The sequence below is a fragment of the Nocardioides hwasunensis genome (genome assembly GCF_014779665.1).
Lineage (GTDB): Bacteria > Actinomycetota > Actinomycetes > Propionibacteriales > Nocardioidaceae > Nocardioides > Nocardioides hwasunensis.
Genome location: NZ_JACXYY010000009.1, coordinates 161,755 through 186,787, shown reverse-complemented (window position 1 = coordinate 186,787; position 25,033 = coordinate 161,755). Strand labels below are relative to the sequence as shown.

Annotated in this window: 24 protein-coding genes and 1 pseudogene; 9 read left to right on the top strand and 16 right to left on the bottom strand. The window is 72.4% G+C overall.

The window, feature by feature from the left end:
* Positions 1-45 precede the first annotated feature (45 nt).
* The 5 genes from IEZ25_RS20065 to IEZ25_RS20045 form a co-directional block, all read right to left on the bottom strand.
* Positions 46-1,884 carry a M12 family metallo-peptidase gene (locus tag IEZ25_RS20065; protein ID WP_191201237.1) on the bottom strand — a complete coding sequence of 613 codons (1,839 nt, stop codon included), beginning with the start codon at positions 1,882-1,884 and terminating at the stop codon, positions 46-48.
* Positions 1,885-1,947: 63 nt separating this feature from the next.
* Complete coding sequence (locus IEZ25_RS20060) at positions 1,948-2,487, bottom strand: hypothetical protein (protein WP_191201236.1); 540 nt, start codon at positions 2,485-2,487, stop codon at positions 1,948-1,950.
* Complete coding sequence (locus IEZ25_RS20055) at positions 2,484-2,924, bottom strand: DoxX family protein (protein WP_191201235.1); 441 nt, start codon at positions 2,922-2,924, stop codon at positions 2,484-2,486. Before IEZ25_RS20055 ends, IEZ25_RS20060 begins: the two co-directional genes overlap by 4 nt.
* 78 nt (positions 2,925-3,002) lie before the next feature.
* On the bottom strand, positions 3,003-4,409 hold the full coding sequence (locus IEZ25_RS20050) for an FAD-binding oxidoreductase (protein WP_191201234.1): 1,407 nt from the start codon (positions 4,407-4,409) through the stop codon (positions 3,003-3,005).
* Between the two features lie 18 nt (positions 4,410-4,427).
* Positions 4,428-5,339, bottom strand: coding sequence for an AEC family transporter (locus tag IEZ25_RS20045; protein ID WP_191201233.1), 912 nt, complete (start codon positions 5,337-5,339; stop codon positions 4,428-4,430).
* A gap of 101 nt (positions 5,340-5,440) precedes the next feature.
* Here IEZ25_RS20045 and IEZ25_RS20040 point away from each other — a divergent pair, with 101 nt between their 5' ends.
* The 3 genes from IEZ25_RS20040 (at position 5,441) to IEZ25_RS22420 (ending at position 8,295) form a co-directional block, all read left to right on the top strand.
* Positions 5,441-6,376, top strand: a complete 936-nt coding sequence (locus tag IEZ25_RS20040; RefSeq protein ID WP_318152363.1) for a 2-hydroxyacid dehydrogenase — start codon at positions 5,441-5,443, stop codon at positions 6,374-6,376.
* Between the two features lie 84 nt (positions 6,377-6,460).
* Positions 6,461-7,624, top strand: a complete 1,164-nt coding sequence (locus tag IEZ25_RS20035) for an L-talarate/galactarate dehydratase (RefSeq protein WP_191201231.1) — start codon at positions 6,461-6,463, stop codon at positions 7,622-7,624.
* Positions 7,621-8,295 (top strand): FadR/GntR family transcriptional regulator, encoded by a 675-nt coding sequence (locus tag IEZ25_RS22420; RefSeq protein WP_191201230.1) that lies wholly within the window; start codon positions 7,621-7,623, stop codon positions 8,293-8,295. The genes IEZ25_RS20035 and IEZ25_RS22420 overlap by 4 nt, the downstream gene beginning before the upstream one ends.
* A gap of 155 nt (positions 8,296-8,450) precedes the next feature.
* On the opposite strand, the gene IEZ25_RS20025 is transcribed toward IEZ25_RS22420, so the two are convergent.
* The 7 genes from IEZ25_RS20025 to IEZ25_RS19995 form a co-directional block, all read right to left on the bottom strand.
* Positions 8,451-8,783 carry an ArsR/SmtB family transcription factor gene (locus IEZ25_RS20025; RefSeq protein WP_191201229.1) on the bottom strand — a complete coding sequence of 111 codons (333 nt, stop codon included), beginning with the start codon at positions 8,781-8,783 and terminating at the stop codon, positions 8,451-8,453.
* 3 nt (positions 8,784-8,786) lie between these two features.
* Positions 8,787-9,428 carry an SRPBCC family protein gene (locus tag IEZ25_RS20020; RefSeq protein ID WP_191201228.1) on the bottom strand — a complete coding sequence of 214 codons (642 nt, stop codon included), beginning with the start codon at positions 9,426-9,428 and terminating at the stop codon, positions 8,787-8,789.
* 66 nt (positions 9,429-9,494) lie between these two features.
* Positions 9,495-10,760: an enolase C-terminal domain-like protein gene (locus IEZ25_RS20015; protein WP_191201227.1), complete on the bottom strand. Its 1,266-nt coding sequence runs from the start codon at positions 10,758-10,760 to the stop codon at positions 9,495-9,497.
* A complete protein-coding gene (locus tag IEZ25_RS20010) occupies positions 10,757-11,161 on the bottom strand; it encodes a universal stress protein (RefSeq protein ID WP_191201226.1) in 405 nt (134 codons plus the stop codon). Before IEZ25_RS20010 ends, IEZ25_RS20015 begins: the two co-directional genes overlap by 4 nt.
* Positions 11,158-12,693: a tripartite tricarboxylate transporter permease gene (locus IEZ25_RS20005; RefSeq protein ID WP_191201225.1), complete on the bottom strand. Its 1,536-nt coding sequence runs from the start codon at positions 12,691-12,693 to the stop codon at positions 11,158-11,160. Before IEZ25_RS20005 ends, IEZ25_RS20010 begins: the two co-directional genes overlap by 4 nt.
* 22 nt (positions 12,694-12,715) lie before the next feature.
* Positions 12,716-13,279 carry a tripartite tricarboxylate transporter TctB family protein gene (locus IEZ25_RS20000; RefSeq protein ID WP_191201224.1) on the bottom strand — a complete coding sequence of 188 codons (564 nt, stop codon included), beginning with the start codon at positions 13,277-13,279 and terminating at the stop codon, positions 12,716-12,718.
* Positions 13,280-13,341: 62 nt separating this feature from the next.
* Positions 13,342-14,343, bottom strand: coding sequence for a Bug family tripartite tricarboxylate transporter substrate binding protein (locus IEZ25_RS19995; protein ID WP_191201223.1), 1,002 nt, complete (start codon positions 14,341-14,343; stop codon positions 13,342-13,344).
* Between the two features lie 112 nt (positions 14,344-14,455).
* Between IEZ25_RS19995 and IEZ25_RS19990 the strand changes: the two genes are divergently transcribed.
* Positions 14,456-15,361 carry a LysR family transcriptional regulator gene (locus IEZ25_RS19990; RefSeq protein WP_191201222.1) on the top strand — a complete coding sequence of 302 codons (906 nt, stop codon included), beginning with the start codon at positions 14,456-14,458 and terminating at the stop codon, positions 15,359-15,361.
* 86 nt (positions 15,362-15,447) lie between these two features.
* Complete coding sequence (locus IEZ25_RS19985; RefSeq protein ID WP_191201221.1) at positions 15,448-17,247, top strand: GAF domain-containing sensor histidine kinase; 1,800 nt, start codon at positions 15,448-15,450, stop codon at positions 17,245-17,247.
* On the opposite strand, the gene IEZ25_RS19980 is transcribed toward IEZ25_RS19985, so the two are convergent.
* Together IEZ25_RS19980 and IEZ25_RS19975 are read right to left on the bottom strand one after the other, a co-directional pair.
* A complete protein-coding gene (locus tag IEZ25_RS19980; protein WP_318152362.1) occupies positions 17,234-17,698 on the bottom strand; it encodes a GNAT family N-acetyltransferase in 465 nt (154 codons plus the stop codon). The two genes, IEZ25_RS19985 and IEZ25_RS19980, sit on opposite strands and share 14 nt — an antisense overlap.
* 72 nt (positions 17,699-17,770) lie before the next feature.
* Positions 17,771-18,586, bottom strand: coding sequence for a Rossmann-fold NAD(P)-binding domain-containing protein (locus IEZ25_RS19975; protein WP_191201220.1), 816 nt, complete (start codon positions 18,584-18,586; stop codon positions 17,771-17,773).
* Positions 18,587-18,733: 147 nt separating this feature from the next.
* On the opposite strand from IEZ25_RS19975, the gene kdgD reads away from it, so the two are divergent.
* From kdgD to IEZ25_RS19955, 4 genes and pseudogenes are all read left to right on the top strand, one after another.
* A complete protein-coding gene (kdgD, locus tag IEZ25_RS19970) occupies positions 18,734-19,660 on the top strand; it encodes a 5-dehydro-4-deoxyglucarate dehydratase (RefSeq protein WP_191201219.1) in 927 nt (308 codons plus the stop codon).
* 33 nt (positions 19,661-19,693) lie between these two features.
* Positions 19,694-21,184, top strand: a pseudogene (locus IEZ25_RS19965) (aldehyde dehydrogenase (NADP(+))); the annotation flags it as partial.
* On the top strand, positions 21,181-22,503 hold the full coding sequence (locus IEZ25_RS19960; protein WP_318152361.1) for an enolase C-terminal domain-like protein: 1,323 nt from the start codon (positions 21,181-21,183) through the stop codon (positions 22,501-22,503). The pseudogene IEZ25_RS19965 and the gene IEZ25_RS19960, both read left to right, overlap by 4 nt.
* On the top strand, positions 22,503-23,426 hold the full coding sequence (locus IEZ25_RS19955) for an alpha/beta hydrolase (protein WP_191201217.1): 924 nt from the start codon (positions 22,503-22,505) through the stop codon (positions 23,424-23,426). The genes IEZ25_RS19960 and IEZ25_RS19955 overlap by 1 nt, the downstream gene beginning before the upstream one ends.
* A gap of 28 nt (positions 23,427-23,454) precedes the next feature.
* Here the strand turns inward: IEZ25_RS19955 and IEZ25_RS19950 are convergent, their stop codons facing one another.
* Both IEZ25_RS19950 and IEZ25_RS19945 read right to left on the bottom strand, forming a co-directional pair.
* Positions 23,455-24,402: a PfkB family carbohydrate kinase gene (locus tag IEZ25_RS19950; protein ID WP_191201216.1), complete on the bottom strand. Its 948-nt coding sequence runs from the start codon at positions 24,400-24,402 to the stop codon at positions 23,455-23,457.
* The gene (locus IEZ25_RS19945; protein WP_191201215.1) at positions 24,399-24,962 is read right to left on the bottom strand and encodes a cysteine hydrolase family protein; all 564 of its coding nucleotides are present in this window, start codon (positions 24,960-24,962) and stop codon (positions 24,399-24,401) included. The genes IEZ25_RS19950 and IEZ25_RS19945 overlap by 4 nt, the downstream gene beginning before the upstream one ends.
* Positions 24,963-25,033: the final 71 nt, after the last annotated feature.

The window sequence follows — 25,033 nt, the reverse complement described above, 5'->3', positions numbered from 1 at the left end:
GTGGGTCGGCGCGGTGCTGCCGCGTCGACCCACCCGGCGAGGGGGTCAGCGGCGGACCTTGAGCTTCTTGGAGCGCTTCTTCGCGGTCGCGTAGTACTTCTTCTTGACCTTGACCACCACCGAGACCTTCTTGCCGCGGTCCTTGCGACTGACGCGGTAGGTCGCCTTCTTCGCGCCCTTGATCTTCTTGCCGTTCCGCATCCACTGGTAGCGGACCTTGACGCCCTTCTTGCCGGGCTTGGGCTTCCAGCCCTTGAGCTTGACCGACAGCACCCGGCCGACCCGCGGGGTGCCCTTCAGCTTGGGCCGCCTGGTCTTGAAGGTGGCCTTGCCGACGGCCACTGCCTCGGTGCCCGCGCTCACCGGCGTGTAGTAGGGCGCGCTGCCCGTGACCGCGACGCTGAGGGCGTGGCCGATCTGCGACGGGCTGGGAGCGTACGTCGCACCGGTCGCGCCGGGGACCGGTGCGCCGTCGACGAACCACTGGTAGCTGTAGCTGACGGCCGGCGTCCAGCCGGACGGGGTGGCGACGGCGGTGCCCTTGTAGCTCGCGGAGCCGGTGATCGCGACCGTCCCGGGGTAGATCTGGGACTGGCGGTAGTTGGCGACGGCCTCGAGCTGCTCGTTGATGGCCTGCACGTTGTTGGTCGCGGCCGTGCCCTGGGGGCGGCCGTTGGTCGCCACCACCGCGGGGCTGGAGTAGTAGCCGATGCGGGTGCAGAAGTCGTTCTGCGCGGGCCGGTCGCAGGTGTTGTAGTAGGACATCAGCGTGATCGTCCGCGCGTCGACGTCGACGTACCCGCGGGCGTAGGGCTTGCCGCCGGTGGGCGGCTGGGTGGCGTCGGCGTTGTGGTTCGCGCTGAAGTTGTGGCCGAGCTCGTGGGCGAAGACGCGCGAGTCAGTGGCGCAGCTGGCGTAGACGACCGACCACGCGTCGCGCTCGGCCTCGACCGTCGCGTCGAGCCCGCCGAGGAAGGCGATGCCGCACGAGGCCCCGCCGGGCACGCTGCCCGGGATCCACATGCTGACCAGGTCGGCGTGCGTCTCCTCCCGCAGCGCCTGGGCCTCGTCCCAGCTGCCGTCGCCGGGGGTGCCCAGGGCGCGGAGGTTGGTCGAGAGGTCGGCGACCTGGGTCCCGGAGACCTGGCGGGTGCCGACGAGCCGGACCTGCGCAGGGATGCCGGAGTTGCGGAAGCCCTCGTTGACCTGGGCGATGCCCTGCGCGAACTGCGCCTGCATCGGGCCTGCGCCGCCCATCTGGGTGACCAGGCCGGCCGGGTAGACGATGGCGACGTCGATGGTGCCGGCGGCGTCGCGCTGGCTGGCCGGTGGGAGCGCACGGCGAGCAGGCGTGCGTCCGGCGTCGTGGTCGTGGCCCCCGTGGGACTGGATCACGTCCTTGCCGCCGGGCGCCGGGCCGGCCTCGGTCATGACGTAGTCGCCGGACGCGTTCTGGGCCACCTCGAAGGTGCCGTGCTCGACCGAGGTGATGCTGATGTGGCGCACGCCGCCGACCTCGACCGCGCTGAACGAGCCGTCCTCACCGACCAGGCCGCCACCCCAGGTCTCGATGCCGTCGGTGATGTCGTGGTGGTCGAGCACGGTCGCGACGGCGGCGTCGTCGGGGAGCGCGAGCGTCAACCGGTCACCGCTGCGGGCGGCGTCCAGGCCGGTCGCGTCGATGCGGACCGGGACGGCCAGCTCGCCGCGAGCGGCGCGCGGTGCGACGGCTGGTCCGTCACCCACGGTGAGCAGGTCGATGACCTCCCGCCCGGCCGGCGCCGCGGTGGCGGTCGGACCGGGGACCATCGACGCGGCGAGCGCGATCGTGGCGAGACCGGCGACCGTGGACAGGACTGTGCGGACGGGCCGTTGGACCGGCATGGGCGTCCCCCTTCTCTCACCGACGTACGTGCCCGGGGTGGGACGGCTCAAACCTCGACGGGATCAGGCCGGCAGCAGCCGCTCGGCGATCGTCGTCGCCGTGTCGAGCTGGTCGTCGAGCGTCGCCTCGCCGACGTACGCGTCCTCCTGCTGCATCAGCACGACCAGCGTCCGGCCGTCGGCGTGCACGGCGAGGTCCGCGAGCTGGCGGTCCTCCTTCTCCGCGACCGCGCTCAGCGCGTCGTTGCCGGCGATCGTAGACTCCGTCGCCTCGGACGACGAGGCCGGCGAGCCGAGCTTGAGGAGGTCCTCGGCGAGCTCGCGCTGCTCGGCCCACACCTCGACCGTGACGGCGATCCCGCTGTCCGCGCTGCCGGACGAGCACCCGTCGACCCGACCGGGGCGGTCCTCGGAGACCTGCGGCCTGCCGAACTCCTCACCGGTCAGCTCCTCGAGCAGCCCGGCGGTCAGCCGGTCGCAGAGGTCGCCCTTCTCGATCGTGTCGAGCGGGACGGCCGCGGCGGGGGGCTCCTCCTCCCCGCCGCAGCCCGCGAGCGCGGCGAGCGCCAGCACGGCGACCGCGGACGACGCCAGTCGCCTCACTCGCCCGCGTCGACTTCCTCGGTCGCGAGCTCCTCGGCCCGCTTCCTGTCCGCGCGCCGGCCGAGCAGGCCGCCGGCCCACAGCGCCCAGAGCACCAGGACCGGCTGGAAGAAGAGCCGGATGAAGCGGGCCCGGTCGGTGTCGAGGCCGAAGGCGTCGGTGCCCTCGACGTACTGCGCGATGTTGCCCGGGAAGATCGCCACGTAGAACGCGGCGAGCAGCAGCCCGACGGTGCGGCGGTGCTTCGGCAGCGCGACGAAGGCGCCGCCGAGGGCGATCTCGACGACACCCGAGCCGAGGACGGTGACGTCCTCGTCGATCGGGAACCAGTCGGGCACCTGGGCCTGGAACTCCTGGCGCTGCGTGGTCAGGTGCAGCACGCCGGCGCCCACCATCGCCGAGCCGAGCAGGATCCGTCCGATCGTCTGGGCCTTCATGGCGCCAGCCTAGTCTCGCTGGTCCCCGACGTTCTGGTCGTCTGTCCGGGGTGCCAGAACGTCGGGGACTACCGCGTGTCAGGGGAGGAGGACCCCCGGGTTCATCAGGCCGTCGGGATCGAGCGCCTTCTTCACCGCGCGCATCAGGTCGACCTCCACCGCCGACTTGTACGACGCCCCGGCCGCCGCCTTCGTCCGACCGAGGCCGTGCTCGGCGCTGATGGAGCCGTTGGCGGCGGCCACGGAGTCGTAGATCGCGCGCGAGAGGTCCGGCGCGGCCGCGAGGAGCTCGGCGTCGCGACCCACGGGCGCACTGAGGTTGTAGTGGAGGTTGCCGTCGCCGACGTGCCCGTAGGTCACCGGTCGGACTCCCGGCAGGATCGTGTCGAGCACGGGCTCGATCTCCGAGGTCCAGCGGGCCAGGTCGGCGATCGGGAGGGTGACGTCGTGCTTGAGGGTGGCGCCCTCGACCTTCTGCGCCTCGGAGATCCCCTCGCGCAGCGCCCAGAGGGCGGAGCGCTGGGCCGGGGTGCTGGCGATCGCGGCGTCGAGCACGTGGCCGGCGTCGACCGTGTCGCCGAGGGTCGCCTCCAGCGCGCCGTCGAGACCGTCCTCGGTCGCGGCACCGGCGAGCTCGACCAGGACGTACCAGTCGCTCGGCTCGCCGATCGGGTCCGAGGCGCCGGGCAGGTGGGTGAGCACCAGGTCGAGGGCCTGCCGGTTGGCGATCTCGAAGGTCGACAGGTGCACCCCGGCGCGGTCTCGGGCCACGCCGAGCAGGGCCACCGCGGCGTCCACCGAGGGCACGGCCACCCAGGCGGTCGCGTGGCGAGGGGTCGCGGGGAACAGCCGGAGCACCGCACCGGTGATCACGCCGAGCGTGCCCTCGGAGCCGACGAAGAGCTGGGTCAGGTCGTAGCCGGTGTTGTCCTTGCGCAGGCCGCGCAGCCCGTCCCAGACGCGGCCGTCGGGCAGCACGACCTCGAGCCCGAGCACGAGCTCGCGCGTCATGCCGTAGCGCAGCACCGCCGTGCCGCCGGCGTTGGTCGCGAGGTTGCCCCCGATCGTGCAGCTGCCCTCCGAGCCCAGCGACATCGGGAACAGTCGACCCGCCTCCTCCGCCGCGACGTGGAGGTCGGCGAGCACGACCCCGGCGTCGACGGTGATCGTGCCGGTGACCGCGTCGACCGAGCGGACGGTCCGCATCCGGCCCAGCGACAGCACCACCTGCGATCCCGACGCGTCCGGGACCCCGCCTCCGACGAGCCCGGTGTTGCCACCCTGGGGGACGATCGCGACCTCGGCCTCGTGGCACGCGGCGACGACGGCGGCGACCTCCTCGGTCGACCCGGGTCGCACGACGGCGAGCGCCCGCCCGGCGTGCACACCGGTCCAGTCGACGACGTACGCCGCCACGTCGTCGGGCGACGTCAGGACGTGGGTGTCGCCGACGGCGGCGCGCAGGTGGTCGAGGAGGTCGGTCATGGGGTCTCCAGGGAGGGGTCAGCCCAGCAGGACGGCGATGAGGAGCACCACCGGCAGCGAGGCGAGCGTCGTGATCAGGATGGTCTCGCGGGCGACGTCCTCGCCGACGCGGTAGCGCGTGGCGTGGAGGAAGATGTTCTGCGCGGTCGGCAGGGCGGCGGTGACGACGACCCCGAGCAGCACGGTGCCCTCGAGGCCGAGCGCGACGCCGACGGCCCACGCCACCACCGGCATCACCGCGAGCTTGAGGACCGTCGCGAGCAGCACCTCACCGTTGTGCCCGGCCTTGCCCAGCGCCGGGCTCAGTCGCAGCGCGGCGCCGTAGGACATCAGCATCATCGGGATCGCCGCGCCCGCCATCAGCTCCAGCGGGGCCTGGGCGACCTCGGGCAGCGGCCACCCGGTGAGGGCGAGCACGACGCCGATGACCGCGGCGACGGTGAGCGGATTGGTGACGAGCCTGCGCGCGGCCTTGCCGAAGCCCTCGCCGCGGCCGGTGATCCGGTCGAGCATCACGAGCGCGGCCGGCTGCACGACCATCATCTGCACGAGGAGCGCGGGCACGACGACGGTGATGTCCCCGACGACGTAGGCCGCGACGGCGAGGCCGAGGTTGCCGGCGTTGACGTAGGACGACGTGAGCGCCCCGATCAGCAGCGGCCCGCCCGCGAGCCGCCAGCGCAGCCGCGCCAGGACGACGTACAGCACGAAGCAGACGGCCAGCGAGATCGAGCTCGCGACGAGGTTCTTGGTGGCGGTCTCGAGGTGGACCTTGCTGATCGTGACGACCATCAGGGCCGGCGAGGCGACGAAGAACGCGATCTCGCCGAGGGTGCGCTGCGAACGGGCGTCGAGGACGCCGACGTGCGCGAGCCCGATGCCGGCCGCGATCACGACGAGGATCGTGGTGAAGCCGATCAGCAGGTCCATGTCGGGCCCATCGTTCCAGCCGTTCGCGCTCCCGGGGCACCGGGTCGGTCATGCCCGACGGGCAATGGACGATGCTCACTCACCGCCCCTACGGTCCACCTGTGGGTGGCGTGAGCGGATCGACGGTCGTCATGGTGGGCACGCTGCGAGCCGAGCTGGTGGGCCCGCTCGAGGAGGAGTACGACGCCCGCGAGCTGTCGCAGCTCACCCCCGAGGAGGCCGCCACGGTCCGCGTCGCGGTGACGAGCGGCGTCTGGGGGGTGCGGGCCGAGCACCTGGACCGGCTCCCGGCGCTCGAGGCGATCGTGAACTTCGGCGTCGGCTACGACGCGACCGACGTCGCCGAGGCGGGCCGTCGCGGGATCGTCGTCTCGAACACCCCCGACGTGCTGACCGACTGCGTCGCCGACGCGGCCGTCGGCCTGCTGATCGACACGCTGCGTGGTCTCTCCGCCGCCGATCGCTTCGTGCGGCGCGGCGACTGGGCGGCGGGAGGCACGCCCCCGCTCGCGCGTCGCGTCAGCGGCACGCGCATCGGCATCGTCGGCCTGGGCCGGATCGGGCTGGCGATCGCGACCCGGCTCGAGGGGTTCGGCACCACGATCAGCTACCACAACCGCAGTCCGCGCGCGGACGTGTCGTACTCCTACGCACCGGACGTGGTGACGCTCGCCGAGGGCTGCGACGTCCTCGTCCTGGCCGCCGCCGGTGGGGACGGCTCGCACCACCTCGTGGACGGCAAGGTGCTCGACGCGATCGGTCCCGACGGCTTCCTGGTCAACATCGCCCGTGGCTCGGTGGTCGACGAGGACGCCCTGGTCGCGGCGCTCGAGTCGGGCGCGATCGCCGGCGCCGGCCTCGACGTCTTCGCCGCCGAGCCGGTCGTCCCGGCGGCCCTTCTCGAGCGGGACGACGTCGTGCTCACGCCCCACGTGGGCAGCGCGACGGTGGAGACCCGGCGGGCGATGACCGAGCTCACCCTCGCCAACGTCGCGGCGTACCTCGACAGCGGGAAGCTGCTGACACCCGTCGGCTGACACGGCCTCGCGCCTCCTCTTGACTAACTTATGTAATGAGTTGCACACTCATCATACAAGTTCGTGACGACCCGAGGAACCCCCATGACGCAGACCCCGAACCCGCCTCTCGCAGCCGGCGCCGCCGCGGCCGGCGACCGCATCCGCAGCATCACGCTCTCGCACGTCGTGCTCCCGCTGCCGTACGCCGTGAGCGACGCCAAGGTGCTCACCGGCCGGCAGAAGCCGCTGACCGAGACGGTCATGCTGTTCGTCGAGCTCACCACCGAGCAGGGCCTCGAGGGCATGGGCTTCAGCTACAGCAAGCGCGCGGGCGGCAAGGCGCAGTACGCACACCTCAAGGAGGTCATGGACGTCGCCGTCGGGCAGGACCCGAGCGACATCGCCAAGATCTACGAGTCCCTGATGTGGGCCGGCGCCTCGGTCGGCCGCTCGGGCGTCGCCACCCAGGCCGTCGCGGCGCTCGACGTCGCGCTCTACGACCTCAAGGCCCGTCGCGCCGGCCTCCCGCTCGCCAAGCTGCTCGGCGCGCACCGCGACTCCTGCCGCGTCTACAACACCTCCGGCGGATTCCTCCAGGCGTCGGTGGAGGAGATCAAGGAGAAGGCGACCGCCTCCATCGAGTCCGGCATCGGGGGCATCAAGATCAAGGTCGGCCAGCCCGACTGGCGTGAGGACCTGCGCCGTGTCGCCGCGCTGCGCGAGCACCTGGGCGACGGCCCGTTCATGGTCGATGCCAACCAGCAGTGGGACCGCGCCCGCGCCCGCCGGATGTGCCGCGAGCTCGAGCAGTTCGACCTGGTCTGGATCGAGGAGCCGCTCGACGCGTGGGACCACGTCGGCCACGCCGACCTGTCGCAGACCTTCGACACCCCCATCGCCACCGGGGAGATGCTGACCTCGGTCGCCGAGCACATGGGCCTGGTCGACGCCGGCTACCGCGGCATCGTGCAGCCCGACGCCCCGCGCATCGGCGGCATCACGCCGTTCCTCAAGTTCGCCACCCTCGCCGCGCACCACCGCCTCGACCTCGCCCCGCACTACGCGATGGAGATCCACCTCCACCTCGCGGCGACGTACCCCACCGAGCCGTGGGTCGAGCACTTCGAGTGGCTCAACCCGCTCTTCGAGGAGCGCATCGAGATCCGCGACGGCCAGATCTTCGTGCCGGACCGCCCGGGCCTCGGCTTCACGCTGACCGAGAAGATGCGCTCGCTCACCGTGGAGACCGCTACCTTCTCGGCGTGACCTCGACCCTCTCCGCCCGCGTGGTCGCCGGACTCAAGGACAAGATCCTGGCCGGCGACCTCGCGCCGGGCGCCAAGCTCCCCTCGGAGGCGGAGCTGATCGACGAGTACGCCGTCTCCCGCACCGTCGTGCGCGAGGCCGTCACCCGGCTCCGCGCGGAGGGCCTCGTCGAGACCCAGCACGGCCGCGGGTCGTTCGTGCTGGCGGTCCCCGAGTCGTCGACGTTCAGCGTCGAGTCGTCGACGATCCGCACGCACGCCGACGTGATGGCCATGCTCGACTTCCGCATCGGCGTCGAGAGCGAGGCGGCCGCGCTGGCCGCGCGGCACCACGCGCCGTCCGACGTCGCCGCCATCGAGGCGGCCATGGCGGGCTTCACCCGCGCCGGCCACGAGGGCGCGGTCGAGGCCGACTTCGCCTTCCACCTGGCCATCGCCCAGGCGACGGGCAACCGGTTCTACGTCGACCTGCTCGGCTCGCTCGGCCCGATGATGATCATGCTGCCGCGCACCCGTCTCGGCGAGGCGTACTCCATGACCGACGCCGCCCACGTCGAGCGGGTCCAGCGCGAGCACGACAACGTCGCCGCCGCGGTGCTCGCCGGCGACGTCGAGACCGCCCGCGCCGCCATGAGGCTGCACCTGGGCAACACCCGCCGTCGCGTGACGTGATCCCGGGCTCGCTCCGCGTGTGGAGCGGTGAGTGAGACATCTTCTGGAGCGCCGGAACGTGTCTCACTCACCGTTCGCGCGGGCGCTGGACGTCGCGCGGTGAGTGGCGCAGGTTTTTCGGGTGCAGAACGTGTCTCACTCACCGCTCAGGGGAGTCAGCTTCTGCCGGGTCGGCGCTTGCCACGGGCGACCTCGGTCGCGAGGGCGTCGAGCCTGCTGTCCCAGAACGCCCGGAACTGCTCGACCCACGCGTCGGCCTCCTGCAGGCCGCTGGGGTCGACGGCGTAGAGCCGACGGGTGCCCTCGGCGCGGACCGTGGCGAAGCCGTTGTCGCGCAGCACCTTCAGGTGCTGGCTCACGGCCGGCTGGCTGATGCCGAACTCCGCCCGGACGGCCTCGGCCACGTCGCCGGCGCTGGTCTCGCCACCGGCGAGCAGCTCGAGGATGCGCCGGCGTACGGGGTCGCCGAGGACGTCGAAGGCGTGCACGCCTCAGGCCGGCGGTTCGGCGCCGGTGTAGAAGGCGGCGGTCTGCGCGGCTGCGGCGCGGGCCGCGGTGGGGTCCTCGCCGTCGGCCACGGCTGCCTCGCCCCAGCCGTCGGCCGACCCGCTGAGGAAGGCCCGACCGTCGTCGGTGGCGCCCCAGGCCTCGACCTGGTCGTGGTCCATCGTCGCACCGGTGGAGACGTGCTCGTCGAGGCCCATCAGGCTCAGCTCCCAGCCGACGCCGACGGCACCCGGGCCGTAGGTGTCGTAGAACTCGGTGTCGACCTGCTCCGCGGTGTGGCGCAGGGTCAACGTCGTCGAGTCGTCCGAGCCGTCGAGGGAGACCTCCACCCAGGACACCCCGCCGCCCATCTCCCAGGTGAGGGCGAGGTGGCGGGGCGCCTCGCAGGCGAGGATCTCCCCGCCCGCGTTGCCCTGGACCTGGAAGCGTCCGCCGAGCCGCAGATCGCCCTCGACCGTGGCGAACCAGCGCGGGATGCGCTCGGGGTCGGTGATCGCGCTCCAGAGGTCGTCGGGGCTCGTGGCGAAGGTGCGGCTGGCGATCACGACCTTGGCCGGCTTGCCGTCGCGGGTGGTGGACTCGACCGAGCGCGTGATGGCGCCGAGGTGCTGGGCTACGTCGAACATGGCCGAACTATTTCAGGACTGACTAATATAAGTCAAGAGTTCTGGATGTCCGTCGGCGCCTGCCGGTCACCAGCGAGAGGTGTTGACCTCGAAGTCCGGCTGGATCGAGCGCATGTAGACGGTGTCCTCGCGTCGTCGTACACCGCAGGCGAGGTAGAGCTCGTGCAGCTCGCCCAGGCGGTCGCGGTCGAGCCGGACGCCGAGGCCGGGGCCGGTGGGCACCTCGACGGACCCTGAGGCGAACGACAGCACCCCGTCGGCGATGACGTCCTGCGTCTTCCACGGGTAGTGCGTGTCGCAGGCGTAGGTGAGGTGGGGGGTCGCGGCGGCGAGGTGCACCATCGCGGCGAGCGAGACGCCGAGGTGCGAGTTGCTGTGCATCGACAGCCCGAGTCCCCAGACGTCGGTGATGCCACCGAGCAGCGCCGACTTCCGCAGCCCACCCCACAGGTGGTGGTCGGACAGCACGACCTGGACCGCGTCCTGCGCGATCGCGGGCGGCAGGTGCTCCATCGCGATGACGCACATGTTGGTCGCGAGCGGCACGTCGGTGCCCGCCGCGACCTCGGCCATGCCGGCGATGCCGGGTGTGGGGTCCTCGAGGTACTCCACGACGCCGGCGAGCCGCTCGGCCACCGCCAGCGACGTCGACGGTGTCCAGGCGCCGTTGGGGTCGAGCCGCAGCGGGAGGTCGGGGAAGGCCTCGCGCAGGGCCTCGATCGCCTCGCACTCTTGCTCGGGCGCGAAGACGCCACCCTTGAGCTTGAGCGAGCCGAAGCCCCAGCCGTCGACCATCCGGTGCGCCTGGGTGACGAGCTGGTCGGGGGTCAGTGCCTCTCCCCAGGCGTCGTCGGCGAAGCCGGGGTGGCCGGCCCACTTGTAGAAGAGGTAGCCGCTGAACGGCACGGCCTCGCGGACCGCGCCGCCCAGCAGGTCGGAGACGGGCACGCCGGCGGCGTGGCCCTGGAGGTCGAGGCAGGCGACCTCGAAGGGGGAGTAGACGGTGTCGACGGCGGAGTCGACGTCGAGCATCCCGCCGAACGACGCGCCGCCCCCGCCGGTCTCGCGGCCGAGCACGTCGGTGACGAGGCGGTGCAGACCGTGCAGGTCGTACGCGTCGTGCCCGGGAAGCGTGGCGGCGACGGCCTCCAGTCGGGCGAGGTGCACCTCGTCGGCGTACGTCTCGCCGAGGCCGAGGAGGCCGGAGTCGGTGTGCAGCTCGACGATCGCGCGCAGCGCGTAGGGCTGGTGGACGCCGACCACGTTGAGCAGCGGCGGGTCCTCGAAGGCGACGGGCGTGACGGTGACCCGGGACAGGCGGAGGTCGCTCACGCGGTCGGCTTCACCGCGAGGATCGGCACGTCGAGGTCGAGCAGCAGGCGCTGCGCGTCGCTGCCCGTGACGAGCTTGCCCACCGGCGAGCGACGCCGCATGCCGATCACCACGAGGCGGGCCTCGGTCGCCGCCGCGACGCGGGCGAACGTGTCGACGATGTCGTCGCCGTGGTCGGAGTGGTCGACGCGGGCGGTCACGCCCGCAGCCGCGGCGCGCGCCACCAGCTCGTCGGCGGCGGCCTCGTCGATGAGCTCGCTGTCGACGGTGGTGCGGCGTCGCGGGCTGTTGAGGATCACCACCTCGTCGCCGCGGGCAGCGGCCTCGGCGAGGCCGGCCTCGAGGGCCGCCTCCCCGACGGCGGTGGGGACGTAGCCGATCACGATCGTCGAGCTGGTCATCGCAGGGAGTCCTCTCGGGTGCTGCTCTCCGACGTGACGTCGGTGGACGGGGTGCGGCGGCGGAAGGCCTTCTTGATCAGCGGCATCGCGATGACCAGGACGACGAAGGCGAGGATGGTGCCGGAGATGGGGCGGGTCACGAAGCCGGTCGCGTCGCCGTCGAAGATCAGCATCGAGCGGCGGAAGCTCGACTCGATGAGCGACCCGAGCACGAAGGCCAGGACCATCGGACCGGGCTCGAAGCCGGTCTTCTTCATGATGTAGCCGATGACGCCGAAGATGATCATCAAGAAGATGTCGAAGACCGAGTTGCGGATGGTGTAGACGCCGAGGATCGTGATCAGGGCGGTGATCGGCGCCAGGATCGCAGGCCGGATCCGCAGGATCTTCACGAAGACGCCGACCAGCGGGATGCTCAGCAGCAGCAGGATCAGGTTGCCGATGTACATCGAGTTGATGACGCCCCAGAAGAGGTCGGGACGCTCGTCGATCAGCTGCGGGCCGGGGGTCACGCCCACCACCAGCAGCGCGGCGTAGAGCATCGCCATCGAGGCGTTGGCGGGGATGCCGATCGTCAGCAGCGGGATGAACGACGACGTCGCGGCGGCGTTGTTGGCCGACTCCGGTCCGGCGACGCCCTCGATCGCGCCGCGACCGAAGCGCTCGGGCTTCTTGGCCACGCGCTTCTCGGCCGCGTAGGCCGCCAGCGAGGCCATGACCGCGCCGCCGCCGGGCAGGACGCCCAGGACGAAGCCGATCAGCGAGCCTCGGCCGATGGCGGGGCTGGCCTGCTTGAGCTCCTTGCGCGAGGGCCAGATGTTGGCGATGACCGCCGGGACGTGCGCCTTGCCGTGCCGCTCCTCGAGGTTGTAGAGGATCTCGCCGACACCGAAGAGGCCCATCGCGACGACGACGAAGTCGATGCCGTCCTCGAGGTTGAGGCTGCCGAAGGTGTAGCGGTCGGCGCTGGTGAAGGTGTCGCTGCCGACGGTGGCGAGCAGCAGCCCGATCGCCGCGGCCGCCAGGGCCTTGACGGTGTGGCCGTTGCCGATGGTGGCGACCAGGAGCACGCCGAGCAGGGCCAGGGCGGCGTACTCCGGGGGACCGAAGTCGAGGGCGAAGTCGGCGACGAGCGGGCCGAGCAGGGTGAGCCCGATGATGGAGATCGTCGCGCCGACGAAGGAGCCGATGGCGGCGATGCCGAGTGCCGTGCCGGCCTTGCCCTGCTTGGCCATCGCGAAGCCGTCGAAGACCGTGACCACCGAGCTGGCCTCGCCCGGGATGCGCAGCAGGACCGACGTGATCGTGCCGCCGTACTGGGCGCCGTAGTAGATGCCCGCCAGCATGATGATCGCCGAGACCGGGTCGCTGGCGTTGTAGACGATCGGCAGCAGGATCGCCATCGTCGCGGCGGGCCCGAGGCCCGGCAGCACGCCGATCAGCATGCCGATGACGACGCCGATCAGGCAGTAGAGCAGGTTGTTCGGCTGGGAGACGACGGCGAAGCCGTCGAGGAAGGCGCTGAAGTCCATGGGGTGCTCTCTTCTCCGCCGCTCAGAGGGCGATCAGGTGGGGCAGCGGGACGGACAGGGCGTAGAGGAAGAGGAAGTAGAACGCCGCGGTCGTGAGGACGGAGACGAGGATCGTGCTCCGCCACGACTCGCCCCCGAGGAAGCGCAGCCAGATGATGCCGAGGAGGACCGCGGGGATCTCGAAGCCCACCAGCGGCAGGAGGACGCCGAGGCCGACGAAGGTCGCGGCGCCGACCAGCACGAGCAGGCTCGCGCGGGTGAACTTCTCGGTGTCGTCGAGGGTGCGCCCGATGGCCAGCAGGATCACCGCGAGCACGATGATCAGCACCGAGACCACGAAGGGCCACAGGCCCGGGCCGGGGCGACGGAGCGACCCGAGGCCGTAGCCCCACGCCAGGACCGCTGCCCCGAGCCCGAAGGCGAGCACCACGAGCGCGGAGACCAGCTGGTACGCCGGACCGCCGGCGGGCGGACGCTCGTCGGCGAGGTCCTGGGCGACCTCGGCCTGGATCTCGGCGAGGATGTCCGGCTGCTGCTCGACGGCCTTGAGGTCGTCGCGAGCCGGCTGCGGGTGGGTCTCGCTCATGGTGCTCTCGTCTCCGTGCGGTGAGGGAGTGCCCCTCGGGTGGGCGTGGGACCGGCCGAGGCTCAGCCGGCGTCGCCGAGGTCGATGTCGTACTCCTCGACGAGGTCGGCGTAGCGCTGCTTGTCCTCGTCGAGCTGGGCCACGACCTCGTCGCCGGAGATCTCCATGGGCGTCAGGTTGTTCTGCTCGTTGAAGTCCTGGTACTCGGAGGTCTCGAAGGTGGCCTGCATCGCGTCGGCGATCGCGTCCTGGATGTCCTGCGGAGTGCCCTGGGGGACCGTCATGAAGCGGTACTGCGCGACCTCGACGTCGAGTCCGGACTCCTGGGCGGTGGGCACGTCGGGCAGGAAGTCGACACGCTCGGGGCCGAAGACGACGATCGGGGTGATCTTGCCGGAGCGGATGTTCTCGATCGCCTCGCCGACCTGGAGGCAGGCGGTGTCGACCTGGTTGCCGAGCAGGGCGGTGAGCGCGGGGGCGCCGCCGTCGAAGGGGATCGCCTCGGCAGGGGTCTGGTTGACCTTGAAGGTCAGCGCGCAGGCGAGCTGCGCGCCGGTGCCGACGCCGGTCGTGCCGTAGGTGACCTTGCCGTCCGCGTCGGCGAAGGAGTCGATCGAGTCGAAGCCCGATCCCTTGCTGGCCACGAGGACGTAGTCGTCGCGCGAGACGCCCTGGACGACGTCGAAGTCGGAGATCTCGGTGACCTGGTTCTCGGGGACGGCCAGCGGGGTGATCGCGAAGAGCGAGGCGTTCTGCACCGAGATGGTGGAGCCGTCGGGCTTCGCCTTGGCGACCTCGGCAGCAGCGAGCGCGCCGTTGGCGCCCTCCTTGTTGATGACCGGGAACGACCCGCCGAGCTCGTCGGACAGACCGCGCGAGATCTGCCGGCTGATCAGGTCGGAGGAGCCACCGGCAGAGGCGCCGACGGGCATGTTGACCGCGCCGGTCGGGTAGTCGCCGCTGTCGCTGCCGCCGCCGGCGGTGGTCTGGACGCCACCGCACGCGGTGAGGGCGAGGGCAGCGCCCGCGGCGACGGCCGCCAGGCTGAAGGACTGCTTGCGCATGGGGGTGCTCCTTGATCGGGGTGTGATCACCGACACTAGGTTTGCATCACGATGCCGGTCCAAGCCCGTTTCGGCATGGACTGATCCAACCCGTGCATCGTAGCCTCGCCCGATGATCACCCTCGACCAAGTGCGCTCCTTTGTCGCGGTGGCCGAGGAGCTGCACTTCGGTCGTGCCGCCGAGCGCCTCCAGATGACCCAGCCGCCCCTGTCGCGGCAGATCCAGAAGCTGGAGAAGTCGGTGGGCGCGCGGCTGCTCGAGCGGGACAACCGGCGAGTCGAGCTGACCGGTGCGGGCCGGGCCTTCCTCGACGAGGCCTACCGGCTGCTCAACCTGGTCGAGGGGGCCGGCGACCTGGCCCGCCGCGTCGACGCCGGCGCCGCGGGCGTCGTACGCCTCGGCTTCACGGCCGTGTCGGCGATCTCGATCCTCGGGCCGCTGCTGCGCCGTCTGACCGTCGAGCTCCCCGACGTGGAGGTGGTGCTCTCGGAGCGGGTCACCAACGACCAGGTCGACGGGATCCGCCGTGGCGAGCTCGACGTCGGTCTGGCACGTCCGCCCTTCGACACGACGCTGCTGCGCTCGCGGGTCGTGCTGCGCGAGCCGCTGATGGCGGTCGTCCCCGCCGCCCACCGGCTGGCGCGATCGGAGCGGCCCCTGAGCCCGGACGACTTCGACGGCGAGGCCGTCATCGGCTACAACCCCGACCAGTCGCGCTACTTCCACGAGCTGTCGGTGCGCTTCTTCGCCAACGCCCACCCGCGCGTCGACCAGCGGGTGCACCAGGTGCTGACGGCGATGCTGCTCGTCTCCGCCGACCGCGGGGTGACGCTCGCGCCCGCGTCGGCGGCGTCGCTGCACGTCGACGGCGTGGTCTTCAAGGAGCTCGCCCACCACGGTGGCGACACCCGCGTCGACCCCGACCCCGACCGCCCGGTCGAGCTGCACGCCATCTGGTCGCGCGAAGCCGTCACCCCGGTCGTGCGCCGGGTGCTGGACGTGGTGACAGCGAGCTGATCCGCCCGCGGAATGTTCCCCTGCGCGCGGAGAACATGTGAGGGTTGGGGGGCGAGCCGGGGGGTGCCGGCAGAGCAGGGGGTGCCATGCCAGACCAGGAACGCGACGGACTCGCGGCGCGCGCGGTCGCGCACTGGGCCGACGAGCAGACGCGACAGCACCTGCAGGTCCTCGTCGAGGGGGTCGCGACGCTCGCGGGCTTCGAGCAGTCGGCGATCCTCCTGCGGCGCGGCGAGGTCTTCGAGGTCGTCGTCGCGGCCGCCGTGTCCGACGGCTTCGTGGGCACCGAGGCGCCCGCCGCGGCGATCCAGCGCGAGCTCGACCGCTCCGACGACTGGGGCGCCTGGCGCTTCGTGCCCCACGAGCGCGTCGGCGACGAGGTGCCCGACTACAGCCACATCCCCGACCTGACCCCGCTCGACGGCGACGACGCCTGGCACCCGCTCGACTCGCTCTTCGCGCCGCTCCACGACGACCACGGCGAGCTGCGCGGCCTGCTCGGGGTCGACAGCCCCCGCGACGGGCGGATCCCGGGCGCGGAGAAGCTCGACATCCTGACCGGCTACGCCGAGGTGGCGCGGACGCTGGTCCTGCTGGCGCTCGAGCGCGAGGAGCTCAACGAGCGCGTGCGGATGGCCACCGAGGCCCGCGAGATCGTCCGGCAGGCGCTGGGCGAGGGCACCCTCGACCGGGTGCTCGCGGCCTGCCGCTCCACGCTGGTCGACTGCTTCGACGCCGTCGGCATGTGGCTGACCGCGTTCGACGAGAACGGCGGCACCACCACCACGTCGTACGTCCCGGGCAGCGACGTCGAGCCGCCCTACGACGAGATCGACGACGTCGTGATCCGGCTCGCGCACCGCTACTGGGCCGACCAGTACGTCGCGCCCTTCTCGCGCTCGCGCGCCGCGCAGCCCGGCCTCCCGTCCGACGACGCGGACCGGTTGCTCGGGTTCCTGGATCGCATCGGCATCGGGTCGGTGCTCTTCGTGCCGCTCGGGGCCGGGACCGAGTGCCTCGGCTTCCTGGTGCTCACCCGGATCTCCGATGCGCGGGGATGGACCCAGGTCGAGCGTGACGCGGCGCTCGACATCGGACGCGACCTGGGCAGCGCGGTCGCGAACGCGCGCCAGCTCGAGCGCGAGCGCGCGGTCGTCGACCGGCTGCGCAAGCTCGACAGCTATCGCGTCGAGGTGGTCAACACCCTCGGTCACGAGCTGCGCAACCCGCTCTTCTCGATGAGCGCCAACCTCGAGCTCCTCGACATCGGCCAGCTCGACCAGGACGCCCGCAACTCGGTCGAGGCGGCCACCCGCGGGGCGACGCGGATGCGCGCCGTCATCGACGACATGCTGACCATGGCGCAGATGTCCGACCCGCGGCGCGAGTTCGACCCGGTCCCGGTCGACCTGCGGCGCGTCGTGCACGACGTGCTGGACGAGTGCGCCGCCGCGGCCGAGGCCGCGGCGGTCACCTGTGCGGCCGACCTGCCGACCGGCTCGGTGCTCGTGCCGGGACAGCCCGACGAGCTCCACCGGCTGCTGACGAACCTGACGTCCAACGCCATCAAGTACACCGATCCGGGTGGCCGGGTCACCGTCCGTGTCCGCGCCGGCGGCGGCAAGGTCGTGACCACCGTCGAGGACACCGGCATCGGCATCTCCGAGCTCGACCAGGAGCAGCTGTTCCGCGAGTTCTTCCGCTCGACCAACCCGGCCGCGCTCGTCCGCCCGGGCACGGGTCTCGGGCTCGCGATCGTCGCCCGGATCGTCAGCCGCCACTCCGGCACGATCGACCTGACCTCCGAGCGCGGCAGCGGCACGACCATGGCGGTCACCCTGCCGGCGTACGTCGGTCACGTGGTCAACAGCATCACGATGGAGTGAGCGCCAGCGTCATGAAGGTGCTGTTCGGGTCGTCGCGGTAGTCGCCGAACGGCGCGCACCCGACGAAGCCGGCGCGCGCGTAGAACCGGCGCGCCGGCGCGAAGAACTCCATGCTGCCGGTCTCGAGGGAGATACGTACGACGCCTCGCTCCCGTGCGTCGCGGAGCGCGTGGGCCAGCATCCGCCCAGCCACCCCGCGCCCCCGAACGCGGGGCTCGGTGCGCATGCTCTTGAGCTCCTCGTGGTCGTCGGTCAGGGTCGCGAGGGCCACCGTGCCGACGATGCCCTCCTCGTCGAGGCCGACCCACATCCGCACGTGCGGCGCCCGGAGGGCGCCGAGGCCGAGCGCGTGCCGGCTCTCCGGCGGCGCCGTCGGCTCCATGTCGTCGAGGTGCGCCTGCAGGAATGCCGCCAGCCTGGGGTCCTCGAAGTCGGCTCGGGTGATCTGCACGGGGTCAGTCTGGCGTAGGTGGGAGTGCGGTCGTCATGACGTGGATGTCGCGTCACCAGTGCCGCACTGCCGTCAGTCCGCGAGGCTCGCGTAGCCCTCGCGATAGCTCGGGAGGGCGGGCGCCCACCCTGTCGACCGGAGCCGGGCGTTCGACAGGCGCTTGCCGTGGCCGTGCGCCGGGTCGGCGGCCGGGGGAGCGGGGGCGTCGAGCTGCTGGGCCAGGAAGGCGGCCACGTCGCCCATCTGGGCCGGTACGTCGTCGGTGCCGAGGTAGAGCGTGTCGGGCGTCGCGTCCATCGTGAGCAAGTGCACGACGGCCGAGGCGGCGTCCGCGCGGTGGATGCGGTTGGTCCAGCGGTGGGGCTCGGTGACCCGGCCCTCGGCGACCTGGTCGCGCAGCCGCGTGCTCGAGCCGCCGTACAACCCCGAGAGCCGGAGGACTGTCCCGTGCGGGATGCGCGCGTGGAAGGCCTCCTCCGCCGCGACCAGCTGGCGGCCAGTCCCGTCGGAGGGTGCGGCCGGGCTGGACTCGTCGGACAACGCGGGTCGGTCGGCGCTCGCGCACACCGCGGTCGACGAGACGAGGACCGCCCGCTCCGGCGGCGTCGGCAGCGCGTCGAGCGCCCGCGCCATGCCGTCGACGTACGTCGCCCGGTAGGCCTCCTCGGTCCGCGGCCGTGCGGTGAGTGCGACGACCACGAAGCGGGGACGCACGCCGGCGAGGTCCGGCGCCTCCGCGGTGAGGTCCACTGACCGCCCGACCAGGGGCGGCGGGACTAGCGAGGCGTTGCGACGCAGGGCCAGCACGTCGTGCCCGAGGTCGGCCAGCCGCAGCCCGACCGCGGCGCCGAGGTCGCCCGCGCCGATGAGAAGGACGTCTGGATCCACCCGACGAACCTATCGGGACGGACCATGCTCCACGCGCATCACTTCATCCAATAACGGGCTTGGACAGGCATCGTCGTGCGTTCCTAGGTTGGTGAGCACCGCCACATCACGTGGCCCCGTGACCCGCCTCGGACCGAAGGACGCAGCGTGACGAAGTACAGCCCGACCGAGCTCGTCGAGACCCTGGGGAGCGGCCTGCTCTCCTTCCCGGTGACCCACTTCGACGCCGACCTGCAGTTCGACGAGCCCGCCTACCGCGAGCACCTCGAGTGGCTCAGCGGCTACCCGGTGGCCGGCCTGTTCGCCGCAGGCGGCACGGGTGAGGGCTTCTCGCTCAACCCCGAGGAGACCGACCGCGTCGTGCGCGCCGCCATCTCCGGTGCGGGCGGCAAGGTCCCCGTGCTGGCGCCCGCCACGGGCTCGACGGTCAACGCCGTCGCGCAGGTCCAGGCGGCCGAGAAGGCCGGTGCGGACGGCATCCTGCTGATGCCGCCGTACCTCACCGAGGCCGGCCAGCGTGGCCTCGTCGAGCACATCAGCGCGATCTGCTCCGCGACGAGCCTCGGCGTCATCTTCTACTCGCGCGCCAACGCCGTGCTCGGCACCGACGCGCTTGAGCAGGCCTGCGCCCGCAACGCCAACCTCGTCGGCTTCAAGGACGGCGTCGGCGGCATCGAGCAGATGACCCGGGCCTACGCCCAGCTCGGCGACCGGCTCTTCTACGTCGGCGGGCTGCCGACGGCCGAGGTCTTCGCGCTGCCGCTGCTGCAGCTCGGCGTGACGACCTACAGCTCGGCGATCTTCAACTTCGTCCCGCAGTTCGCGCTGGACTTCTACGCCGCCGTGCGCCGCCAGGACCGCACCGCGGTCTACGCGATGCTCAACGACTTCGTCATCCCCTACACCAAGATCCGCGACCGCGAGTCCGGCTACTCGGTGTCGATCGTCAAGGCCGGCCTGGCCGCTGTCGGTCGCCCCGCCGGCCCGGTCCGCCCGCCGCTCTCCGACCTCACCGAGGCCGAGCGCGACGAGCTGCAGACCCTCGTGGACAAGGTGGCAGGCTCGAAGGCCTGACCCACCCAGCACGCCCGCAGCAACGAGAGGAACCCCGTGACCGACCAGGCCACCAGCATCATCGCAGGCACCGACTCCGAGCAGCCCGACGTCGCCGCCGCCACCGCGGCCGCGGCTGAGGCGTTCGGCGCCTACCGCGCCACCAGCCCGGAGGAGCGCAGCGCGTTCCTCGAGGCGGTGGCCGCCGAGATCGAGGCCGACAAGGACGCGATCATCGTCGAGGCGGTGCGTGAGAGCGGCCTGCCCGAGGGCCGGATCACCGGCGAGGTCGGCCGCACCACCGGCCAGCTGCGCCTGTTCGCCGGGGTCGTCAAGCAGGGTGACCACCAGGGCGTGCGGATCGACGCCGCGCTCCCGGACCGGACGCCGCTTCCGCGCGCCGACATCCGCCAGCGGATGGTGCCGCTCGGCCCGGTCGCGGTCTTCGGTGCGAGCAACTTCCCGCTCGCCTTCTCGACCGCCGGCGGCGACACCGCGTCGGCACTCGCGGCGGGCTGCCCGGTCGTCGTGAAGGGCCACCCGGCCCACCCGGTCACCGGCACGCTCGTCGCCCGCGCGATCACCCGCGCGGTCGAGAGGTCGGGCCTGCCGGCCGGTGTCTTCTCCTTCGTCCTCGGCGGCATCGAGACCGGGCAGGACCTGGTCAAGGACCCCCGCATCGCCGCCGTCGGCTTCACCGGCTCGCGCGGTGGCGGGCTCGCGCTCGTCCAGGCCGCGGCCGCCCGTGAGGTGCCGATCCCGGTCTACGCCGAGATGTCGTCGATCAACCCGGTCGTCGTCCTCCCCGGCGCGCTCGCCGGCAACGACACCGCGGCGTTCGCCCAGGCCTACGTCGGCTCCCTCACCCTCGGCTCCGGCCAGTTCTGCACCAACCCGGGCCTGCTCTTCCTGCCCTCGGGCGAGGAGGGCGACGCGTTCCTGCGCGCCGCCGCCGAGGCCGTCACCGGCGCCACCGGCCAGACGATGCTCACCCCCGGCATCGCCGAGGCCTACCGGAGCGGCACCGCCGCGCTGCGCGACGTCACCGGCGTGCGCGTCGTCGCCGAGGGCACCGCTGCCGGCGACCTAGCACCCGCGCCTCAGGTCGTCGAGACCTCCACCCTCGGCGGGCCGGTCGCGGACGAGGTCTTCGGCGCCTCCGGCGTCGTGGTGAGGTACGACGACGTGGCCGACCTGCTGCCCCGGCTCGAGGGCCTCGAGGGCCAGCTCACCGCGACGATCCACGCCACCGACTCCGACACCGAGGCGGCCCGCGCGCTCCTGCCCGTCCTCGAGACGAAGGCGGGCCGCATCCTCTTCAACGGCTGGCCGACGGGCGTCGAGGTGGGCCACGCGATGGTGCACGGCGGCCCGTTCCCGGCGACCTCCGACGCCCGCACGACCAGCGTCGGCAGCCTCGCGATCGAGCGGTTCCAGCGCCCGGTGGCCTACCAGGACGTGCCCGCGGCGCTGCTGCCCGAGGCCGTCCGCGACGACAACCCGTGGGGGCTGCTCCGCCGCGTCGACGGGACCCTGGAGCAGTGACGACCACCATCGCCCGGATCGAGGCGGTGCCGGTCGCCGGCCACGACTCGATGCTGCTCAACCTGAGCGGCGCGCACGGCCCCTTCTTCACGCGCAACATCGCGATCGTGACCGACTCCGAGGGCCGCACCGGCCTCGGCGAGGTGCCCGGCGGTGAGGCGATCAGGGCGACGATCGAGGACGCCGCGGCGATCCTCCTCGGGCAGCCGGTGGCACGGTTCCGGTCCCTGCTGCGTGAGGTCGCGACCCGGTTCGCGGACCGCGACGCCGGTGGCCGCGGGCTGCAGACCTTCGACCTGCGCACGACCATCCACGCGGTCACCGCGCTGGAGTCGGCGCTCCTCGACCTGTCCGCCCAGGAGCTCGGCACACCCCTGGCCGAGCTCCTGGGCGACGGTCAGCAGCGCTCGAGCGTGCCGATGCTCGGCTACCTCTTCTACGTCGGCGACCCCGACCGGACCGACCTGCCCTACCTCCGCGAGCACGACGGTGCCGACGACTGGGAGAAGGTCCGTCGCGAGGAGGCGATGACCCCCGAGTCGATCGTCCGTCTCGCCGAGGCGGCCCAGGCCCGCTACGGCTTCACCGACTTCAAGCTCAAGGGTGGCGTGCTGCCCGGCGAGGAGGAGGTCGCCGCCGTCACCGCCCTGCACGAGCGCTTCCCTGACGCGCGGATCACCCTCGACCCCAACGGCGGCTGGCTGCTCGACGACGCGGTGCGGCTGCTCGACGGTCTCGACGACGTCCTGGCCTATGCCGAGGACCCGTGCGGCGCCGAGGGCGGCTACAGCGGGCGCGAGGTGATGGCGCAGTTCAAGCGCCGCACCGGCCTGCGCACGGCCACCAACATGGTCGCCACCGACTGGCGCCAGATGGCCGACGCGGTCCGCACCAACGCCGTCGACATCCCGCTCGCCGACCCGCACTTCTGGACGATGGCGGGCTCCGTGCGCGTCGCCCAGCTCTGCCACGACTTCGGCCTGACGTGGGGATCGCACTCCAACAACCACTTCGACGTGTCGCTGGCGATGTTCACCCAGGTCGGCGCCGCTGCCCCGGGCGAGATCACCGCGCTCGACACGCACTGGATCTGGCAGGACGGCCAGGGCCTCACGAAGGCGCCGCTCGAGATCAGGGACGGCGCGATCGAGGTGCCGACCACCCCGGGCCTCGGCGTCGAGCTCGACCCCGACCTGCTCGCCGAGGCGCACGAGCTCTACCTCGAGCACGGCCTCGGCGCTCGCGACGACGCGGTCGCCATGCAGTACCTCGTGCCGGACTGGAGCTTCGACCCGAAGCGTCCCTGCCTGGTGCGCTGATGGCCCTCGACCCCGATCTCGCCGCGTTCATCGTGGACGTGGAGGCGAGGCGCGGCCGCCCGGTCTGGGAGGTCTCGATCCCCGAGGCGCGCGCCCAGATGCGGGCGCTCCGCGTCGACAGCGTGCGGCCCGAGGACGTCGTCCAGGTCGGGGCGGTGACCGACTCCGCCGTGGCCGGCCTGCCGGCGCGTCTCTACCGCCCGGCGGAGGCCGACGGGCCGGTGCCGACGGTCGTCTACTTCCACGGCGGCGGCTGGTTCCGCGGTGACCTCGACACCCACGACCAGGTGGTCCGCCGCCTGGTGCGCGACACGGGGGCGGTGTTCGTCAGCATCGACTACCGCCTCGCGCCCGAGCACCCGTGGCCCGCAGCCGCCGAGGACGCGGTCCGGGTGGTGTCCTGGGTCGGCGACCGGCTGGCGGAGCTCGGCGGCTCCGAGGTGCTCGCCGTCGCGGGCGACTCGGCCGGCGGCAACCTCGCCGCCATCGCCACCCAGGCCCTGCGCGAGCGGGTGCACGCCCAGCTGCTGGTCTATCCCGCCACCGACCTGCTCGGCCCGCACGCCTCCTACGACGAGTTCGCGACCGGCTACCTCCTGACGGCCGAGATGACGGACTACATCAGCTCCCTCTACTTCTCCGGTGAGGCGCCCGCACCCGAGGACGCGCGGCACTCGCCCCTGTACGGCGATCTGGCCGGCCTGCCGCCGACGGTCGTCGCCACGGCGGAGTACGACGTGCTCCGCGACGAGGGCGAGGCCTACGCCGCCGCGCTGTCGGCGGCCGGCGTGCACGTGGACGCCGTACGGCACCCGGGGATGATCCACGGCTTCCTGGACCAGGGCCACGTCTCGCCCGCCGCGGCCGCCGCGACCAGCGACGTGAACCGTCGTTTCGCGAGGCTGCTCGCCTCGATCAGCTGACCAGCCCTCAGGGGGACAGGTCGGGACGTCAGGAGTGCGGGAACGACGCCAGGAGCTCGTCGACCTCGGCCCGTGTCGGCGCCGATCCCGGCCCGCGTCGGGTGACCTTGATGGCAGCCGCGGCGTTCGCGCGCCGGCAGCCCTCGACCCACGGCGTGCCGGCCGCGACCTCCGCCAGCAGCGCGCCGGTGTGGGTGTCGCCGGCGCCGTTGGTGTCGACCGGTGTCTGGGGAAAGCCCGGGACGTACGTCGTCTCCTCGCCGACGTGCACGGCACAGCCCTCCGGCCCGTCGCGGACGATCGCGACGGCATCGCCGCGCAGCAGGGGAGCGACGGCGGTGGTGAGGTCGGTGAGATCGCCCGGCGGCTCCTGGCCGACGGCGCGCAGGATGTCGACGGCCTCCTCGGCGTTGCTCGACCACACGTCGGTGAGCTCGAGCATCGCGGCGCGCACGTGCGCGCTGAGCCCGGCGAACGCCGCGCCCGGGTCCAGCACGACGACCACTTCGGGATGCAGGCTCGGCAGCCAGGCCAGGAGGGGCTCGCCCGTGCTCGCGAGGGCCAGCGAGAAGCCGGTGACGCACACCAGGTCGCCGGGCCGCGGGTCGGAGGTCGACAGCGACTCGACGGAGATGTGGCGCTCGGCGCCGAGGGTGGTGACGAACGTCCGCTCGGCGCTCGGCTCGACCATGACGACGCAGATGCCGGTGTCGAGGTCGGCGACCGGCGGCGCGGAGACGGCGATCCGGTCGGCGGTCAGTGCGGCGCGGACCAGGTCGCCGTGGGGACCGGTGCCGTGGGCACCCGCGTGCACGCAGTCGGCGCCGAACCGGGCGGCGGCGACCAGCACCGTCACCGCGCCGCCGGCGTGGTCGGTGGCCGAGGAGGCCATCACGTTCTGGCCCCGGACCGGCAGGTCGGGCACCTCCACGACGACGTCGACGAGGGCCTGGCCGGTGTGGATGACCCGCCTCACGACGTCGTCCCCGCGAGGACCTCGTCGCTGGTGGCGAGGGTGATCTGCGGCGGGTAGAGCGACATCACCTGCATCGCGGCGTCGTGGTTGTCGGGCGTCGACCCGGCACAGGCGTCGGTGACCACGGTGATGGTCGCGCCTGCGTCGGCCGCGGCCAGTGCCGTCGAGATCACGCAGCAGTCGGTGGAGACGCCGGTGAGGACGAGGTGCGGCGCGGTCCCGGTGAGGGCCTGGAGGGCGTAGCCCCACTTGCCGAAGGTCGGCAGCGACACCACCGGGTGCCCCCGTCGGACCAGGTCGGCAAGCTCCGGCACCACCGCGAGCAGCGGGTCGCCGGCCTCGACGTCGGCGAACGGCCAGGCCTGCAGGTAGGCCTCCCAGCTGCCCTGCGGATCCGCCGCGGGCACCCAGCGCGTGACCACGGTGCGAGGTCCTGCCGCGGCTGCGAGCCGGCGTACGGGCTCCACGATGTCGGGGAACATCGGCGACCCCCACGCGCTGTCGGGAGAGGCGAAGATGCGCTGCGGGTCGATCACGACCAGCCAGGCGTCGGGGTGCATGGCTGCAGCCTGACAGAAGTCGGCGGCCACCGGTCCCCCGACCGGTGGCCGCCGACGGGCCTGAGGGAAGT

Bases quoted from the DNA above. Each gene is read 5' to 3' on its own strand.
- IEZ25_RS20065 (WP_191201237.1), bottom strand. From the start codon at position 1,884: ATGCCGGTCCAACGGCCCGTCCGCACAGTCCTGTCCACGGTCGCCGGT.
- IEZ25_RS20055 (WP_191201235.1), bottom strand. From the start codon at position 2,924: ATGAAGGCCCAGACGATCGGACGGATCCTGCTCGGCTCGGCGATGGTG.
- IEZ25_RS20050 (WP_191201234.1), bottom strand. From the start codon at position 4,409: ATGACCGACCTCCTCGACCACCTGCGCGCCGCCGTCGGCGACACCCAC.
- IEZ25_RS20045 (WP_191201233.1), bottom strand. From the start codon at position 5,339: ATGGACCTGCTGATCGGCTTCACCACGATCCTCGTCGTGATCGCGGCC.
- IEZ25_RS20035 (WP_191201231.1), top strand. From the start codon at position 6,461: ATGACGCAGACCCCGAACCCGCCTCTCGCAGCCGGCGCCGCCGCGGCC.
- IEZ25_RS20020 (WP_191201228.1), bottom strand. From the start codon at position 9,428: ATGTTCGACGTAGCCCAGCACCTCGGCGCCATCACGCGCTCGGTCGAG.
- IEZ25_RS20010 (WP_191201226.1), bottom strand. From the start codon at position 11,161: ATGACCAGCTCGACGATCGTGATCGGCTACGTCCCCACCGCCGTCGGG.
- IEZ25_RS20005 (WP_191201225.1), bottom strand. From the start codon at position 12,693: ATGGACTTCAGCGCCTTCCTCGACGGCTTCGCCGTCGTCTCCCAGCCG.
- IEZ25_RS20000 (WP_191201224.1), bottom strand. From the start codon at position 13,279: ATGAGCGAGACCCACCCGCAGCCGGCTCGCGACGACCTCAAGGCCGTC.
- IEZ25_RS19995 (WP_191201223.1), bottom strand. From the start codon at position 14,343: ATGCGCAAGCAGTCCTTCAGCCTGGCGGCCGTCGCCGCGGGCGCTGCC.
- IEZ25_RS19990 (WP_191201222.1), top strand. From the start codon at position 14,456: ATGATCACCCTCGACCAAGTGCGCTCCTTTGTCGCGGTGGCCGAGGAG.
- IEZ25_RS19985 (WP_191201221.1), top strand. From the start codon at position 15,448: ATGCCAGACCAGGAACGCGACGGACTCGCGGCGCGCGCGGTCGCGCAC.
- IEZ25_RS19955 (WP_191201217.1), top strand. From the start codon at position 22,503: ATGGCCCTCGACCCCGATCTCGCCGCGTTCATCGTGGACGTGGAGGCG.
- IEZ25_RS19945 (WP_191201215.1), bottom strand. From the start codon at position 24,962: ATGCACCCCGACGCCTGGCTGGTCGTGATCGACCCGCAGCGCATCTTC.